Annotated in this window: 16 protein-coding genes; 13 read left to right on the plus strand and 3 right to left on the minus strand. The window is 35.7% G+C overall.

Features of this window, described 5'->3' with window-relative positions; genetic code table 11:
* Positions 1-71 precede the first annotated feature (71 nt).
* Both DD829_RS09840 and DD829_RS09845 read right to left on the minus strand, forming a co-directional pair.
* Positions 72-803 carry a hypothetical protein gene (locus tag DD829_RS09840; protein ID WP_108411371.1) on the minus strand — a complete coding sequence of 244 codons (732 nt, stop codon included), beginning with the start codon at positions 801-803 and terminating at the stop codon, positions 72-74.
* A 22-nt stretch (positions 804-825) separates the two neighbouring features.
* The gene (locus DD829_RS09845; protein ID WP_108411370.1) at positions 826-1,209 is read right to left on the minus strand and encodes a hypothetical protein; all 384 of its coding nucleotides are present in this window, start codon (positions 1,207-1,209) and stop codon (positions 826-828) included.
* Positions 1,210-1,377: 168 nt separating this feature from the next.
* Between DD829_RS09845 and DD829_RS09850 the strand changes: the two genes are divergently transcribed.
* The 13 genes from DD829_RS09850 (at position 1,378) to DD829_RS09910 (ending at position 15,719) form a co-directional block, all read left to right on the plus strand.
* Positions 1,378-2,448: a formimidoylglutamase gene (locus DD829_RS09850; protein WP_108411494.1), complete on the plus strand. Its 1,071-nt coding sequence runs from the start codon at positions 1,378-1,380 to the stop codon at positions 2,446-2,448.
* Between the two features lie 3 nt (positions 2,449-2,451).
* Entirely contained in the window at positions 2,452-3,453 is a 1,002-nt protein-coding gene (locus tag DD829_RS09855) for a glycosyltransferase family 2 protein (RefSeq protein ID WP_108411493.1), read from the plus strand.
* An 89-nt stretch (positions 3,454-3,542) separates the two neighbouring features.
* A complete protein-coding gene (locus DD829_RS09860; protein ID WP_076396635.1) occupies positions 3,543-4,670 on the plus strand; it encodes a glycosyltransferase family 4 protein in 1,128 nt (375 codons plus the stop codon).
* A gap of 33 nt (positions 4,671-4,703) precedes the next feature.
* Entirely contained in the window at positions 4,704-5,573 is an 870-nt protein-coding gene (locus DD829_RS09865; protein ID WP_076396659.1) for a polysaccharide biosynthesis/export family protein, read from the plus strand.
* A gap of 4 nt (positions 5,574-5,577) precedes the next feature.
* On the plus strand, positions 5,578-8,061 hold the full coding sequence (locus tag DD829_RS09870) for an exopolysaccharide transport family protein (protein WP_108410512.1): 2,484 nt from the start codon (positions 5,578-5,580) through the stop codon (positions 8,059-8,061).
* Between the two features lie 213 nt (positions 8,062-8,274).
* Complete coding sequence (locus DD829_RS09875) at positions 8,275-9,168, plus strand: DUF6089 family protein (protein ID WP_076396639.1); 894 nt, start codon at positions 8,275-8,277, stop codon at positions 9,166-9,168.
* Between the two features lies 1 nt (position 9,169).
* Positions 9,170-9,919 carry an isoprenyl transferase gene (locus DD829_RS09880; protein ID WP_108408827.1) on the plus strand — a complete coding sequence of 250 codons (750 nt, stop codon included), beginning with the start codon at positions 9,170-9,172 and terminating at the stop codon, positions 9,917-9,919.
* 28 nt (positions 9,920-9,947) lie between these two features.
* Positions 9,948-12,485: an outer membrane protein assembly factor BamA gene (gene bamA / locus DD829_RS09885; RefSeq protein WP_108408826.1), complete on the plus strand. Its 2,538-nt coding sequence runs from the start codon at positions 9,948-9,950 to the stop codon at positions 12,483-12,485.
* Between the two features lie 8 nt (positions 12,486-12,493).
* Positions 12,494-13,039: an OmpH family outer membrane protein gene (locus DD829_RS09890; RefSeq protein WP_087708479.1), complete on the plus strand. Its 546-nt coding sequence runs from the start codon at positions 12,494-12,496 to the stop codon at positions 13,037-13,039.
* Positions 13,040-13,100: 61 nt separating this feature from the next.
* Positions 13,101-13,604 carry an OmpH family outer membrane protein gene (locus DD829_RS09895; RefSeq protein ID WP_108408825.1) on the plus strand — a complete coding sequence of 168 codons (504 nt, stop codon included), beginning with the start codon at positions 13,101-13,103 and terminating at the stop codon, positions 13,602-13,604.
* Positions 13,605-13,676: 72 nt separating this feature from the next.
* Positions 13,677-14,162 carry an acyl-CoA thioesterase gene (locus DD829_RS09900; RefSeq protein WP_087708421.1) on the plus strand — a complete coding sequence of 162 codons (486 nt, stop codon included), beginning with the start codon at positions 13,677-13,679 and terminating at the stop codon, positions 14,160-14,162.
* Positions 14,162-15,022, plus strand: a complete 861-nt coding sequence (gene rfbD, locus DD829_RS09905) for a dTDP-4-dehydrorhamnose reductase (RefSeq protein WP_108408828.1) — start codon at positions 14,162-14,164, stop codon at positions 15,020-15,022. The genes DD829_RS09900 and rfbD overlap by 1 nt, the downstream gene beginning before the upstream one ends.
* 10 nt (positions 15,023-15,032) lie before the next feature.
* A complete protein-coding gene (locus tag DD829_RS09910) occupies positions 15,033-15,719 on the plus strand; it encodes a hypothetical protein (RefSeq protein ID WP_108408824.1) in 687 nt (228 codons plus the stop codon).
* Between the two features lie 22 nt (positions 15,720-15,741).
* On the opposite strand, the gene DD829_RS23535 is transcribed toward DD829_RS09910, so the two are convergent.
* The gene (locus tag DD829_RS23535) at positions 15,742-15,906 is read right to left on the minus strand and encodes a hypothetical protein (protein ID WP_165796538.1); all 165 of its coding nucleotides are present in this window, start codon (positions 15,904-15,906) and stop codon (positions 15,742-15,744) included.
* Between the last annotated feature and the right edge of the window lie 235 nt (positions 15,907-16,141).

Below are 16,141 nucleotides of genomic sequence, written 5' to 3' on the forward strand. Positions count from 1 at the left end.
TAAAATTAATATCGAATTACAATCTGATTTCATTATTCACTACAATTAATTTTATTTGTCATTAAAATTCTCTAAGGAAACTTCTCTATATTATTTTTTACAAATTCATAAAGGCGTTCTTCAAGGAGCGGCTTCAGGTGGATAAACTTCTCTTCTGCTGCGATAAATTCTTTATTGTTGCGCAGCTCATTGGTGGCTTTTGTGTAATTATTATGATCTTTAGACGTTTCGTATTTCTCGTAAAAATAATGGGCAATGGATCTGGCTTTTTCCAGATAATCTGCAAGTTGAGGTAGATTCAGCTTTGTCCTCATTTGTTCCGTTACCATGTCGAGATGATTAAATAATGCACTCTCAAAATTTTCCCAGTTTTCAAAATAGAGCCATTCCATTACAGTTGCAAAGCTGTATAATTCATGAGGAATGTCTTTTATTTCATCGTGATCGTTCAGGGAACTTCTTTTCCAATCATATTTTTTTACAATTGCTGAAAAGATTTTATCCAAAACTTCCTCTTTATCATTGTCTTTTTTTAGAATAAGTTCTGTTGCGGTAAAATATTTATTTTCAATTATTTTAATGGTCTGCTTAATATCAAAATTATTTTCCTGAAGATGATGAAGAGCAATTTCAGATGGTATTCCGGTCTTATTCACAATGATCGAAATTCGTTCTTCTGTAAAATACTTTTCAGCTTCATCTGTATCTCCTTCGGTTTTTTCCAGTAAGGTAAAACCCTCTCTATCTCCGATCGGGATGCGCTGCTGCAATATTTCAAGTTTGTCTTTATACATTTCATTCATGCGGAACGGATTTCAAAATCAATCAGCCAACCAGTGTACTGTCTGTAATTTCCCAGTTGTTTATCTCTAAGATCACCTGCGTGGAACCAAATCTAAGCCTTCCAATCGCTATTTCCCAGGATACAGGATCGCTGAAACTCTCTGGGAGATCAATTTTATGAATGTTAACAGGCATTTTGTAATTCACCAGTCCTTTGATATCCTCTGCATGGAAATCTTCGAGATCAGCTCTTGCAAAATCCTTGTATTTTTCTAAATGAACATTAATTAATTCTAACAGAAAATCAATGTGCCTTTCTTTTAATCCGGTGAGTTTAATTTTATTCTCATTTCCGCCGTGTGTTCTTAATTCTTTATTGATGGGTGCTAAAAGTTTTTTCAATTCGTCCCTTTTCGTACTGCTCATGTATTTTGGTTTTAACGGTTAATTTAGAATCTGAAATTTAAGATTAAAATTTTTATCAGTTTGAAAGAATAGACCATTTTGTTTTTTTTGATGTGGTTTAGCATTTAAAATGAGATAAATAAGAGTTCTAATATTTTTGTAAGTTTGTGAAAACAATGCAGACTACAAATGAATTTTGAAGATTTTATCATATCCCCAAGAAATTTCAGGACAGAAAACTGGCAGATCGGGGCAGGAATCACGAAGGAAATAAAGGAAGACAGTATTGTGCTTCTTTTCGTTTCGGATTACAGAGGCGCGAACGGTGATGCGGAAGTTCAGGATTTTTCAGGAATCAGGAATGAGTTTTACAAACTGTCGCAACTGGATTTTGAAATTCCGATTGTGGATCTTGGAGATCTTGTTTCAGGAAAATCTGTTCAGGATTCTCACTATATTCTGCAGGAAGTATTGTCGGCTTGTCATTATAAAAGAGCTATTCCGGTAATTGTGGGCGGTTCCAATGATTTTGCGTTTTCGCTTTTTTCGGCGCTTAACTTCCATACCAAAAGCATCAATTATACCCAGATCAGCAATATTATTTCGCTCAAACAGGGCGAAATGATTAATGAACATACCTTTTTAAGCAAGATTTTCGGAGCGAAAACTTTTTCCATAAAAAATTATCATCATTTAGGCTATCAGAAACATCTGAATGAAGCAGATTCGGTAAGATTAATCAAAGAAGTTGAGTTTGATATCATCCGTCTTGCCGAAATGATGAATTCCACCGAAAAAACAGAACCCTTCTTCAGAAAAGCGGATCTGGTGACGGTAAACTGTGATGCCATTGAAAGTTTTAGCGAACCTTTTTCCATAAATCCGCAGGTAAACGGAATGAACCGAAGAGAAATCTGCGCGTATATGAAGGAAATCGGCTTAAGTGAAAATTTAAAATCGGTAGGAATTTTTAATTATAATATTTACTCCGAAAACCAGCTTAATCATCAGCTTTTAGCACAAATGATCTGGTATCTGATCGAAGGAATCAATATTCAGCGGTCACACCCGAAAGAAAGACATTATGAAGTGTTCTATGTTTTGGTAGACGACCGACAATATGCCTTCAAACGCGATACCTTTAGTAATCTTTGGTATTTCGGGGAGGATGAAAATATAGAAAACTGCGTTCCCTGCTCCCGAAAAGATTTTGATGATGCCAAAAAAGGCTGGCTGAATGCACGACTGACGAAAATATAATGTATGAAAATTGTTCCCTCAAAAATTTCTGTTATTGTTCCCGTCTACAACGTTGAAAATTATCTGGCAAAATGTCTGGATTCTTTAGTTAATCAAACCCATCAGAATATCGAAATTCTGGTCATCAACGACGGCAGCAAAGACGATTCGGAAAAGATTATTCAGGAGTATGCTCAGAAATATCCCGAAAAAATCAGGCCATTTATCAAAGAAAACGGCGGACTGAGTGATGCCCGGAATTTCGGGATCGACCGTGCAACGGGAGATTATCTTGGATTTGTAGACAGTGACGATTATGTTGCGCCTTCCATGTTTGAAGAAATGGTACATCTTGCTGAAAAACACCAGTCGAAAATGGTGATCTGCAATATTCAAAAGGTTGATCAAAACGGAAATATTACGCAAAAGCTCACCCAGATTCCCAATATGCCCGAAAAAATTGATCTCGAAAAGAACCTTTCTGTTTTTTCCGATCTCAGCTATTTTGCGTGCAATAAATTGTTTAAAAAAGAACTTTTCCGGGAAAAGAGATTTAAAAAAGGAGTTCATTTCGAAGATATTCAGCTTGTTCCGCAGCTTTTGCTGGGGTGTGATACGATTTCACAGACCCAGAATTTCCATTATCAGTATCTGGAACGTACCGATTCTATTACCAAAACCCACACGGAAAAAGGGCTTGATATTCTGAAAGCCGTAATGGATGTGGAAAAGGTGTTTGCGGAATCCAAATATGCGGACAGAAAAGAAGAACTTAAAAATTTTCAGATTTTTGAAGGGGTTTATTCTTTTCTCGCTTACCTCGCTTTTGTAAAAGACGGGGAGATTTTTAACAGTATGTCGGAAGAATTGGAGTTATTTATCAAAGATAGAGGGCTGAAATTGAAAGATATATTGAATTATAGTCGTTTTGATAAAAATTATCTGCTATCTTTGCCACTGAAAAAAAAGATATTTTATCTGTTGTTTTTTGCAGGGCAGAAAAAGCTGATAAGAAAATTAGTGTAAACACAAATGGAAGTACTGTGTTGCGTTGCTCATAAGCCGGACAAAAGGTTTTTAGTCGCCAAACCTTTTAAGTACTTGAATAGAAAAAAATGAAGAATTTTGAATTGTTCTTAAACCAGTCGGGGATTCCTATTTTTTACGTAAAAGTAGGCTTTGGTTTTTTGTTCTCTTTTTTAATCACTTATTTTTCCGTTCCCACGATCATTAAAATTTCCCGAAGGAAAAATTTAATGGACGAACCGGGGATAAGAAGTTCCCACCTCCGGAAAATTCCTAATCTTGGAGGGATTGCCATTTTTTATTCCATCGGAATCTGTGCTTCTATTTTCGCTTACGAACTTTTCGATCTCTATAAATTTTTATTTGCTTCTCTCGTTATTCTCCTGTACATCGGAGTGATGGATGATATTGTGGTAATGAGAGCCTATAAAAAACTGGTCGCACAGATTGTGGTTTCGGCGTTTATAGTAATCGGATCAGACATAAGGATCAGAAGTCTTTTCGGGATTTTCGGGATCTACGAGATGAGCTATTTTATAAGCGTTATGTTTAGTATTGTTACTTTCATCATCCTGATCAACGCATTTAATCTCATCGATGGAATTGATGGTCTTGCGGGAGGATATTCTGTAATATGCAGTGCCCTTTTCGGAATCAGTTATTACAGATTGGGAGAATATAATTATCCTCTGGTTGTTTTATCTGCCATTATCATCGGCGCCGTTCTGGCATTTCTGTATTATAATTTATCGAATTACAGAACCAATAAAATATTTATGGGCGATACGGGTTCTATGCTTTTAGGATTTCTTCTTGCCTTTACTTCTATTTGTTTTATCGATATTTTTATCGACAAAAAACTTCCCGGAGTTCCGAGATATCATCTTCAGTCTGCTCCTGTAGTGGCGGTAGCCATATTAATTTTACCCATTGTAGACACCCTGAATGTTATCATCGTAAGGTTAATTAACAAGAAATCGCCTTTTGATGCGGATAAAAATCATATACATCATAAGCTTTTAAAGCTTAACCTTACCCATAGAAGATCAAGCTTCTATATTGTTGTATATTATCTCTTTATTATTACAATAGCTTATTATTTCAGACATATAAATGTAAATCTTTTATTATTGATTATACTTTTCCTTGGTTTTTTGGGAGCTTATATTCCGGATTTTATTTATCTTTTGAAGAATAATAAAAAGACTATCAATTAAATCTTTACTTTTGCAAACAACTTGAAAAATATGATGAAGAATTGTAAGCATTTATTACTTCTGGCTCTGCCTCTTTTAATCACTACATCTTGTATTACCACAAAAGATGTACGGTATATGCAGCCCAGTGAAAGCCTTGTCATTAATGAAGAAGGTTTGATCCCTTATAATATTCCGGTTTACAGAATTACAAAAAACGATATTTTGAATCTTAATATTGTGACCACTCCTAAAGGAGATGCGGCACAGTTTTATTCTTCCATGAACACTTCTGGCTCTGCTACAGCCCCCTCTACGAACAGTATTGCCACTGGTGGAGGTATGATGTCTTCCGGTGGTGGAAATACTGGAGGAAATGTGGTTTTTTATTTTAACGGTTTAAAAGTAGATGCCAACGGAGATATTAATGTTTTCGGAATAGGATTTATAAAAGCCGAAGGAAGAACGATTGCGGAAATCAGCAGTGAAATTCAGGATAAGGTTAATGAAAATTTTCAGGAGGGTAAATCTGAAGTACGTTTAAACACCAACGGAATTACATTTTATGTTTTAGGAGATGTGGAAACAACGGGAGTTACCGGTGAAAAAGTAGTTCATAAAAATACACTTACCATTACGGAGGCTTTAGCAATCAGTGGTGGATTAAACAGAACGGTAGACCGTAAAAATATCGTAATTCACAGAAAATTACCAGAGGGAATTAAAAAAGCGATCATCGATCTTACCCGTGAAGACGTTATGAATTCTCCTTACTATTACGTACAGAACGGAGACGAAATATATCTGAATACAAGAGCAAAAAGTCTCAACGGATTGGGCAAAGACCCTATCCAGACTTTAACAACCGGAGTTTCGGTGATTACAACAGCATTGTCGATCTATCTACTTCTAAAAAACCTTTAATATTATGATTCCAGGAAAAGAAACAAAGGTAGAAAAAGCAGAGTCGCAGAAAGAGAAACACGGAAGTTTTGCTTTGTTCGATATTGAACACTTTTTACGCAGAGTGCTGAGAAACTGGTACTGGTTTGTATTAATGTTTTTTGTAGGCTACGGAATTTCGTGGATGTACAGTAAATATTATGCTCAGAATATTTATGCATCCAATTTATCTTTAAGTATTTCCAATAATACTTCAAGCTACTTTACTCCAAGCCAGTCTATTAACTTCATTTGGGGACAAGGTGGAAATCAGGACGGAGTTTACCTTAAAAAAATGCTTTTATCCAGAACCCACAATGAATTTCTGATTAAAGAGCTTGATCTGTTTGTAAATTATTCTACAAAAGGAGTCATTAAATCAACCTATCTGGATAAGGACGATTCTCCTGTATTTTTACAGATCGACAGAAAACATGGGCAACAGGTAAATTATCCAATCACATTGGTTCCTAAAGGCGGAGATTCTTATGAAGTGGTATTGCCGGAAGAAGGGCAATCCCCCAACCTGTATAGCTTTGAATCTGAAAGTTATACAACCATTAATCCGTTTGAAAGACCTGCCAATAAAATTATTCGTGTCGGAGATTGGTATACTTCTCCTAACCTGAGATTCAGGCTGTTAAAAAACCCTGTAAAACCGAAAATTAAATTAACCAATATTATTGTTAATTTAAATACTGTTAACCAGACCGTTAATGATATTGTTTCTACCATAAATGTGGAATTTGATAAGGAGATTAATACGATTATGATAATCAGCAAGACCGGTTATAATCTTAACAGTACAGTGAACTTCCTTAATATGTCCGTAAAACAGCTTCAGAAGAAAAGACAGGCGGATAAAGTTGTGGTAGATCAGAATACCAGTGTGTATTTAAAGGAAAACCTGGATAATATCAGAAAAAAATTAGACTCGAGTGCCAATGTTCTTAATTATATGAAAACAACTGAAAAGTTGTACGACATAAAAGACCGGGATGAAAAATCTTTAACAGAAATTAAAGATCTTGAAGCAAAGAAAGCTGATATTGAAAGCAAAATAAGCTCTCTGAATCAGATTAAAAACAGCTTGGAAAGTCAGAATTTTGAAAAAATGATCAGTACCAATGCTGCAGGTTTTCAGGATGGACTTTTCAGTGCTTCTGTAGCAGAGCTAAAGGCTTTATATCTTAAAAGAAGGGAAATGGCTTTAATCTACAAGCCAAATTCTGAACCGATGAGAGAAATCAACAGACTGATTGATGAAGCAAAAGTCAGTTCAAATGGAGCTTTAAGAAATTATTATACAGCGTATTACACAGAAATTAATAAAATTAACCAAAAAGTTGGGGATGCAAATTCCGAACTGGCAACATATCCTGAAAAACAGAGAAAATATTTAGATGCAGAGAGAGGCTACAACATGATTGAAGCTACCTACAACAGCTTGCTGACAAGGCAGAATGATACGCAGCTGAGAATGGCGGCAAACCAATCGGACATCAGTGTGATAGACCCTGCAAAAAATGTAGGACAGCCACCGATCGGACCTAATGTAAAGGCAACAAAAGCGGGGATTATCGGAGGTCTTCTGGCTTTACCGTTACTGTTTATTCTCCTTGGAGAAATACTGGACAGCAAAATCAGAAACATTAAAGAATTACTTAATGCAACTAAAATTCCGCTTCTTGGGGTTATCGGAAACAATAATCATGAGAATATGCTTACCGTTCTGGATCAGCCAAAATCTTCCGTTTCGGAAGCATTCAGAGGGGTTAGAGCCAATGTAAGATTCTTATCCGGAGAAGTTGGTGGCAGCAAAGTAATTTTGGTGACTTCCTCTGTTGGAGGTGAAGGAAAAACCTATGTTTCTATCAATCTGGCTTCTGTTCTCGGGTTAAGTGATAAGAAAACAATCCTTTTGGGGATGGATTTAAGAAAACCTAAGATTTTCGGAGACTTTAAAATTGACAATAAATTTGGAATCTCAAATTACCTTACAGGAGAAGTGGAAATGAGCCAGATTATCAACAAAACAAGAATTCCAAATCTTGATGTGGCGACTTCGGGACCTATTCCTCCGAATCCGTCCGAGTTATTAATGAGTGATAAAAATATCAAGTTCATTGAAGACCTTAAAAAGATATATGATTTTATCATCATCGATTCTCCTCCGGTAGGTCTTGTTGCAGATTCTTACGAGCTTATGAAACACTCAGATGCCAATATTTATGTAGTTCGACACGAGTATACGGAGAAATATATGCTGAAAATGATCACGGAAAAGTATCATGGCGGAGAAATTGGACACTTAGGTCTTGTGTATAACGACTATAATACGAAGCAGGGATACGGCTATGGATACGGTTATGGCTATGGTTACGGCTATTTTGACGAAGACAAAAATTACAAAGAACCATTGCTGATAAGAATTAGAAATAAAGTACAGTCAATATTCAATAAAAAATAATACATTTAAGCCCTCATTTAATGGGGGTTTATTATATCATGATAATTTTGATTCTATTAAAAAAAGAATAATTTTGCTAGTTTGTCGTTTACTTTATAACAAATTATGTTTTTTTGTTTATTTTTAACTAAACATTAAGATTATCATTAATATAAAAAAGTTTTATATTTGCAAAAATTAAATTTTAAAATAACCATAAATCCATATTCTTTTATGAATAGAAAATTATTGTTTAGCTTCCTTGCCGCTCTAGGAACTGTGGTAAGTGTTAAAGCACAAAGAAACGAACTTGGAGTTCGTCTAGGTATGAGTAACCTAGTTGGGGATATAGGGAGAACGAATTATATTTTACAAAAGCCATTGGATTTAAGTAAAGCGTCAGATTGGGGTGTCCCTTTTTATGGTGGAATTTTATACAGATTTAATTTTAATCCTCACCAGACTGTAAGATTGGATCTAGGATATAATCAGATCCAGTTTAATGACAAGGTGGCGAAAGAAGAATATAGAAAGAACAGAAACTCATTCGGGAAAAATAATGTATATGAAGCAAGTTTGATCTTTGAATACAACTTCTTCCCGGTAAACAACGAGCAGAAAAGTATGGTGAGTCCGTATATTTTCGGTGGGGTAGGAGCTTTAATGTTCGATGCTCCTAAAGCTACGGTGATTAATGATTTCAGAAGAGATGCGGATGGTGTAGCTCAGGCTCCTATTAATGAACTGGATTTTACAACAACTCCGGTGTATTCTACAGGAACCAAAACTACAATGCAAATTCCTTTTGGAGTAGGTTTAAAATATAAATTTAATTATAACTGGGCGATTTTTGCAGAAGCTACATTCAGATATACGCTTACGGATCAGCTGGATTACAGCAGAATTCAGAGCAAGGATGTAGTTGCTACATATAACGGAGATATTCTGAGCCCCGTTACAGGCGGATCTCTTTTGCAGACAGATGCTTATTATGTAGTGTCTAAAGAAAGAGAAGCTGCAATTATAGGAGAAAGGAACGTTGGAGACTTTAAGTCTAAAGACTGGATGAATACCGTGAGTCTTGGACTTACTTATTCGTTCGGAAGACCTCCATGTTATTGTGATTAATATGTCGTTGATAAAAGATAAAATAGATCCTGAGAATTTACCACAGCATGTGGCTATCATCATGGATGGTAACGGAAGATGGGCAAAATCTCGTGGCGAAGAAAGAACCTTTGGTCACAAGAATGCCATTGATGCGGTAAGAAATGCCATAAATGCGTGTAATGAGATACACATACCGTATTTAACTCTTTATACCTTTTCTTCGGAAAACTGGAACCGTCCGGCAGAGGAAGTAAATACTTTAATGAATTTACTTGTAGAGACCTTATTGCTTGAAGCGGAAGAAATTTTCAGCAAAGGATTAAGAATGCACGTTATTGGAAATCTCGAAAAACTTCCCTCACTTGTAAAAGATCAGCTTTTACGCGTGGTGGAACTTACAAAAGAAAACACAAAAGGCAATTTGGTACTGGCAATCAGCTATGGTTCGCAGCATGAAATACTAAATGCCGTTAAAAGCATCAGCGAAGACGTAAAGGAAGGAAAGGTAGATATTGAAGATATTGATGAAAAATTATTCGAAAGTCACCTTTACACAAAAGATTTTCCACCCGTAGATCTTTTAATAAGAACCAGCGGTGAGATCAGAATCAGTAATTTTCTCCTTTGGCAGATCGCCTATGCAGAGCTGCAGTTTTTAAACGTTCTGTGGCCGGATTTTTCAAAAGATATTTTCTTTCAGTGTATTGTAGATTATCAAAACAAAGAAAGAAGATTCGGTAAAACCGGAGAACAGATAAAAATTCAGTAAAATTTAAGAAAAGAAAGACTACGATAAAATGAAGTTTAGACTATTACCCATCATTATGTTTGTTGCTTCTGCACATTTTTATGGACAGGTAACTCCACAGGACAGCACACAGGTGAGCAAATCTGTACACGCAGAAAACCAAGCAGGGACATACACCTTAAAAGACATCGTTGTAGATGGGGTTAAAAAATATACGCCGGCTCAGATCCTGAGATTTACAGGTTTGGTAAAGGGAGAATCTGTGGATATCCCGGGGCAGAAAATTAGCAATGCTGTAAAAAAACTTTGGGATACTCAATCTTTTTCTGAAGTGGAGGTTTACGTACAAAGTATTGAAGGCGAAACGGTTATTCTGAAGTTTTATCTGCAGGATCTGAAAGATCTTGGAGAAGTAAAATTTACAGGTAAAGGAATCGGGAAGTCCAAAAATGAAAAAATGGCCAAAGACAACAATCTGAAGCCGGGAACAAAAATTACGCAGAACTTAGTTTCAAGTCTTAAAACAAACGTTCCGAAAGATTTCATTAAAAAAGGATATGCCGATGCTAAAATTTCCATTCAGGAAAAAGTAAATGCAGGAGATCCTAATTTAGTAGACTGGACGATTAATGTAGATAAAGGCAAAAGAATCAAAATCGATCATATCGAATTCGAAGGAAATCAGTATGTATCAGACAGAAAACTTAGAAAAAAAGCCTTTAAAGAAACAAAACAAAAAAGATTCGGTATTGGCGGAATCCTGAAATCTTCAAAATTCATTGAAGATAAATATCAGGAAGACAAGCAAAACCTGATCAGCTATTATAACTCTTTAGGATACAGAGATGCTGCCATTGTTTCAGATTCTGTTTGGAGAAACAAAAGAAACAATTACGAGATCAATGTAAAACTTAAAGAAGGTAAACAGTATTACATCGGAGATATTACATTTACCGGAAATACCGTTTATTCTACAGACTATTTACAAAGACTTTTGGGATACAAAAAAGGAGAAATCTACGATGCCGTAGGTTTCAACAAAAAAGTGGGTGAAGATGGAGGAAAAGAAGACGATTCTGATATCAAGTCCATTTATATGAACAATGGTTACCTTTTCTCAAACGTTACGCCGGTTGAAAAATCTATAGACGGAGATAAAATCAATCTTGAAATCCGTATCAACGAAGGTGAAAAAGCTACATGGAATAAAGTAACATGGGAAGGAAACACAACCACTCATGACCACGTTATTCTTAGAGCTTTAAGAACAAAGCCGGGAAATTTATTCGCTAAAAGTGATATCAAAAGAACATATTTCGATTTAGCCGGAATGCAGTTTTTTGATCCTCAACAGGTTGGGCAGGATATCCAGCCAAATCAGCAGGATAATACGGTAGATATCAACTGGAAACTGGTGGAGAAAGGTTCATCTCAGGTTCAGTTACAGGCAGGTTACGGAGGTAACAGTTTCATCGGAACTTTAGGATTAACATTCAATAACTTCTCGTTAAAGAATTTCCTTAAATTCAAAGACTTTAAACCGGTTCCTCAAGGTGATGGGCAAACATTATCGCTTCAGGCACAGGCAGGACAATATTTCCAGAATTACGGAGTTTCATTTACAGAACCATGGTTGTTCGGAACAAGACCGACTGCACTTTCTGTAAGTTTAAATAACTCAAGAGTAAAATATTCTGATGTTTACGGGAATGCACAGAAACTTAACATCTTCTCCGCTTCTGTAGGTTTAAACAGATTGTTAAAATGGCCGGATGATTATTTCTCATTGTATACAGGTCTTCAGTACCAGAAGTATGACTTTAAGAACTATCCGTTCCAGTTTGGTGATGCTACAGAATATTATGGTTCTGCCAACAACTTAAGTATCAACTTAGGATTAAGCAGAAACTCTGCAGGTATCGACCCGATTTTCCCGACAGTAGGCTCAAACATAGACCTTTCGGTGAAATTTACATTGCCATATTCTGCATTCAACAATAAAGATTATTCTACTTTAAGTCCTACAGAGAAATATAAGTGGATGGAATTCTATAAAGTGAAGTTCAAAGCAGATGTATACAATGAAATTATTGGAAAATTGGTATTAAGATCTTCTGCGGAAATGGGCTTTATGGACGGATATAACTCTAAATTGGGAGCACCGCCGTTTGAAAGATTCTATGTGGGAGGTACCGGTTTATTCGGAGGTAGATATGACGGTAGAGAATTAATTCCGTTAAGAGGTTATGAAAATGCTTCTACATACGGAGGAACTTCTGAAGATATTACTCCAACAGGAGGAGGTACTATTTACAACAGATTTACGTTAGAATTAAGATACCCGATTTCATTGAACCAGACTGCAAAGATTTATGCATTAACGTTCGCGGAAGGAGGTAATGTGTGGAATTCTTGGGGAAATTATAATCCTTTCCAGTTGAAAAGATCAGTGGGTATTGGGGTGAGAGTTTATATGGGAGCATTTGGTTTAATTGGATTTGATTTCGCTTACGGATTCGACAAAACAGTTTCGGGAACTGAGCCTTCAGGATGGAAGACGCACTTCTTGATGAACCAATCATTATAATCCACGATATGAAAAATTTTAGAATTGTTTTATCATTTGTTTTATTCCTGCTTTTCGGTCTAAGCAATGCACAGAAAGTGGGCGTTGTAGACACGGAATATATTCTGAATAAAATGCCTCAATATAAAGAAGCTGAAGCAAGACTGAATGCACAGATTGATACATGGCAGTCCGAACTTCAGAACCTGCAGTCAGAATACGAAAGAAAAAGATCTGCTTTTGAAAGTGAAAAAGTTCTTTTAATCGGAGATCAGCTTAAATTGAGAGAAAAAGAAGTAATGGATCTGGAAAAAAACATCAAAACAACAACGAGTTTACGTTTTGGTGCCACCGGAGAAATAAAGAAACTGAGAACAAATCTGGTTCAGCCTTTTCAGGATCAGATCTGGGAAGCTATCAAAACCATGTCTGAAAAGAACGGTTTGGCGATAGTTTTAGATAAAACAAGCAATAATGTTATTTTTCTTCAGAAAAGATCCGATTATTCGGATAAAGTTTTGGCAATCTTGTTAAAAGATGCCGAACCGAAAGAAAAAGGCAAGACAAAAAAATAAAAGTTTAACTTTTATTACATTTACAAATCTAAAAACAAATTAAATTATTTATTTACCAATTATGAAAAAATTAAGTGTATTATTTGCAGCGGTAATGATGGTTGTATCGGTAGGTATGGCAAAAGCTCAAAAAATTGCAACTTTAGATGTTATAGGAATTCTTAACGCAATGCCTGAAAAGAAAAAAGCAGATACGGATCTTAAAACTTTCTTAGATACTAAACAGGCAGAAATCAAGAAAAAAGCAGACGCAGGACAGGCTAAATTAAAGCAGTATTCTGAAGAAGCTCCAAAGAAAACAGCTGAAGAAAACAAAGCAAGAGAAGCAGAATTGGCAAAAATGCAGGAAGAAATCCAGCAGATGAACGATAAAGCTCAGAAAGATTTCGTGGCTAAGCAGGATGTTGCTTACGAACCAATCGAGAAAAAACTGAACGAGGCGGTTTCTAAAGTAGCAAAAGCAAACGGTTATGATTACATTATGGATGCAAATTCTTCTGCATTCGTATTCAAAGGAGGACCAGATGCTACAGCTGCAGTGAAAAAAGAATTGAATATTCAGTAATTTTTTAGAAATTAATAAATATTTATAAAAATGAACCATCTCACTTCGAGGTGGTTTTTTTATTTTTGCGGAATGGAAAAAGAAGTATCAACCACGGTAAAGGTCAGATTCAGCGACTGTGATCCCATTGGTCATTTAAACAACGTGAAATATCTGGACTACATGTTCAACGCCAGAGAAGATCACGTAGAAACATTTTATGGTTTCACGTATGAAGAATATACTAAAATGACGGGATGCACCTGGATTGCAATTCAGAATGAAATAGCCTATTTAAAAGAAGTAAGATACAATACCTCGGTTGTTATCAGCAGTAAGACCATTGAAGTGGCAGACAGAACGGCAAAAGTAGAAATCCTCATGAAAAGTTTAGACGAGAAAACAATTCATGCCGTATTGTGGGTTACGGTAATCTACTTTAATGTTAAAACAAGAAAATCCGAAGTACATCCCGAAGAAATTAAAGAAACATTCAATAAGTTTTATGTAGATTTGGAACAGAAAGATTTCCAGTCGAGAGTTAAATATTTAAGATCACAAAACGCGAGAAACTCATGATGAAAAAAATTTTAGTAGTAGGAGGAAACGGGCAGTTAGGAAACTGCATCAGAAAAATTGCTCCGGATTTTGAGCTCGATTATGAATTCATTTTTACAGATTCACAGACTTTAGACATCACCAACGAAGATCAGATCAATACTGTTTTTACGGAAAACAAACCGGATTACTGTATCAACGCTTCAGCTTATACAGCGGTAGATCTTGCCGAAACTGAAAAAGAAAAGGCTTTTGCTGTAAATGCAGAAGGAGTGGCTTCCCTTGCACAGGCGTGTAAAGACTCTAAAACGACTTTTATCCATGTTTCTACAGATTATGTCTTTGATGGAGAAACCAATTTAAGCTATTCCGAAGACGATTTTACAAGTCCCATCGGAGTATACGGCGAGTCCAAATTGAAAGGGGAAGAACTTGCACTGGAAATTAATCAGAAAACAATCATCTTAAGAACTTCATGGCTGTATTCCGAGTTCAATAAAAATTTTGTGAAAACAATGCTCAATCTTTTTTCTCAGAAAGACGAATTGGGAATTGTGGCAGATCAGTTCGGGCAGCCTACCAATGCAAACGATCTGGCTGAAGCCATCATGGACATCATTGAAGCAAAAGAAAAAAAATACGGAGTTTTCCACTTTTCAAACTATCCCGAAACAACCTGGTTTGAATTTGCTGAAAAAATAGCTGAATTTTCTAAATCTTCAGTTAAATTAAATCCTCTAACTACCGAGCAATATCCTACACCGGCAAAAAGACCGAAAAGAAGCACGATGTCTCTCGATAAAATTGAAGAAGTTTATAAAATAGAACCCAAATATTGGGAAAATAGTCTCGAAGAATGCGTTACCATTCTTACACAATAATATATATAGAATGAAAAATCTCATCATTGTTGCTTTCGCTTTTCTTACTCAGCTTTGCAGCGCACAAAATGTGTACCTTACGAAAGTTCAAAAAACGAAAGAGAATACCGATAAATTCCTGTACAAAATTAATGAAGAAATAAAAGATGCTGAATATTTGGGTGAAGTCGAAGTCCAGGGATTCTGGAAATACGACGATGAAGTTTTTTCATTAGTGTATAAGAAGGCAAAAGAAATCGGGGCCAATGCATTTTCATGGAAACCTTTTGAAAATATCGATGGAACTCCCCAGAATTTCAATCCTTCCAATTACAGATTAAATCTTTATTTTCTTCCAAAAGATCAATTCAAAGATCAGACAGGATATATGTACATTTTCGCTTCTTCAGAAAAAGATCAGAAAATAGCGATCAATAAGACCGATTATGTACTTTCACCAAGATCATACCTGAAACTGAAAACGGTTCCCGGTGAAGTCTATACAATTTCAACTAAAAAGTTATTAGGCTCAACCATCAAAATCCAGCCTAAAGACAATAGTTCTAATCAGTATTTCCAGATTTCGGCTACAAAAATAAAATCAGACGAAAGTGGAGTAGGCGGACTTAATCTAAAAAGCGGTGATATCATCGGTCTCGAAAAATCCTACGGAGAATTTTTAAGCACCATATATAATAAAGAAAAGCAGAGTAATTAAACTCTGCTTTTTCATTTGTAAATCATCTCCTTGCTTTCTCAATAAACTTTTCTTCTCCAGCTTCTTTTCTTTGCTTACGAACTCTCTCCTCTCCAACACTTCCACTCAAGCCCATCCATTTTTCCCTCAAATCCACGAAACTCCGGTTCAAAATCCAATCTTTCCCCTCCTTATCCAATGTTTTCATAGAGCAAAAAATTTTAATCGAGTAATGTGGAAAACTATGGATAACCATTTAAACTCAAATAAACCAGTGTTTTAGGATTCAAAGTTACCCACAATAAGCATTCTAGTGTAAATATTATGTTAAATATATTTGGAAGAGCGGGTTTAAAGTCTCTATCTTTGCGGCACTGAAAAACGAAATAGAATCAGTAAGCGGAGACGAGCTTTTAGATAAGCGATATACTTTAATAAAACGC

It is taken from the genome of Chryseobacterium sp. HMWF035 (assembly GCF_003094695.1).
In the GTDB taxonomy this organism is placed as follows: domain Bacteria; phylum Bacteroidota; class Bacteroidia; order Flavobacteriales; family Weeksellaceae; genus Chryseobacterium; species Chryseobacterium gambrini.

What these genes read in the sequence shown, in the direction of transcription:
- DD829_RS09840 (WP_108411371.1), bottom strand. Translation starts at nt 803, where the DNA reads ATGAATGAAATGTATAAAGACAAACTTGAAATATTGCAGCAGCGCATC.
- DD829_RS23535 (WP_165796538.1), bottom strand. Translation starts at nt 15,906, where the DNA reads ATGAAAACATTGGATAAGGAGGGGAAAGATTGGATTTTGAACCGGAGT.
- DD829_RS09900 (WP_087708421.1), top strand. Translation starts at nt 13,677, where the DNA reads ATGGAAAAAGAAGTATCAACCACGGTAAAGGTCAGATTCAGCGACTGT.
- DD829_RS09890 (WP_087708479.1), top strand. Translation starts at nt 12,494, where the DNA reads ATGAAAAATTTTAGAATTGTTTTATCATTTGTTTTATTCCTGCTTTTC.
- DD829_RS09850 (WP_108411494.1), top strand. Translation starts at nt 1,378, where the DNA reads ATGAATTTTGAAGATTTTATCATATCCCCAAGAAATTTCAGGACAGAA.
- DD829_RS09860 (WP_076396635.1), top strand. Translation starts at nt 3,543, where the DNA reads ATGAAGAATTTTGAATTGTTCTTAAACCAGTCGGGGATTCCTATTTTT.
- DD829_RS09845 (WP_108411370.1), bottom strand. Translation starts at nt 1,209, where the DNA reads ATGAGCAGTACGAAAAGGGACGAATTGAAAAAACTTTTAGCACCCATC.
- DD829_RS09855 (WP_108411493.1), top strand. Translation starts at nt 2,452, where the DNA reads ATGAAAATTGTTCCCTCAAAAATTTCTGTTATTGTTCCCGTCTACAAC.
- DD829_RS09865 (WP_076396659.1), top strand. Translation starts at nt 4,704, where the DNA reads ATGAAGAATTGTAAGCATTTATTACTTCTGGCTCTGCCTCTTTTAATC.
- DD829_RS09880 (WP_108408827.1), top strand. Translation starts at nt 9,170, where the DNA reads ATGTCGTTGATAAAAGATAAAATAGATCCTGAGAATTTACCACAGCAT.
- rfbD (WP_108408828.1), top strand. Translation starts at nt 14,162, where the DNA reads ATGAAAAAAATTTTAGTAGTAGGAGGAAACGGGCAGTTAGGAAACTGC.
- DD829_RS09895 (WP_108408825.1), top strand. Translation starts at nt 13,101, where the DNA reads ATGAAAAAATTAAGTGTATTATTTGCAGCGGTAATGATGGTTGTATCG.
- DD829_RS09875 (WP_076396639.1), top strand. Translation starts at nt 8,275, where the DNA reads ATGAATAGAAAATTATTGTTTAGCTTCCTTGCCGCTCTAGGAACTGTG.
- bamA (WP_108408826.1), top strand. Translation starts at nt 9,948, where the DNA reads ATGAAGTTTAGACTATTACCCATCATTATGTTTGTTGCTTCTGCACAT.
- DD829_RS09870 (WP_108410512.1), top strand. Translation starts at nt 5,578, where the DNA reads ATGATTCCAGGAAAAGAAACAAAGGTAGAAAAAGCAGAGTCGCAGAAA.
- DD829_RS09910 (WP_108408824.1), top strand. Translation starts at nt 15,033, where the DNA reads ATGAAAAATCTCATCATTGTTGCTTTCGCTTTTCTTACTCAGCTTTGC.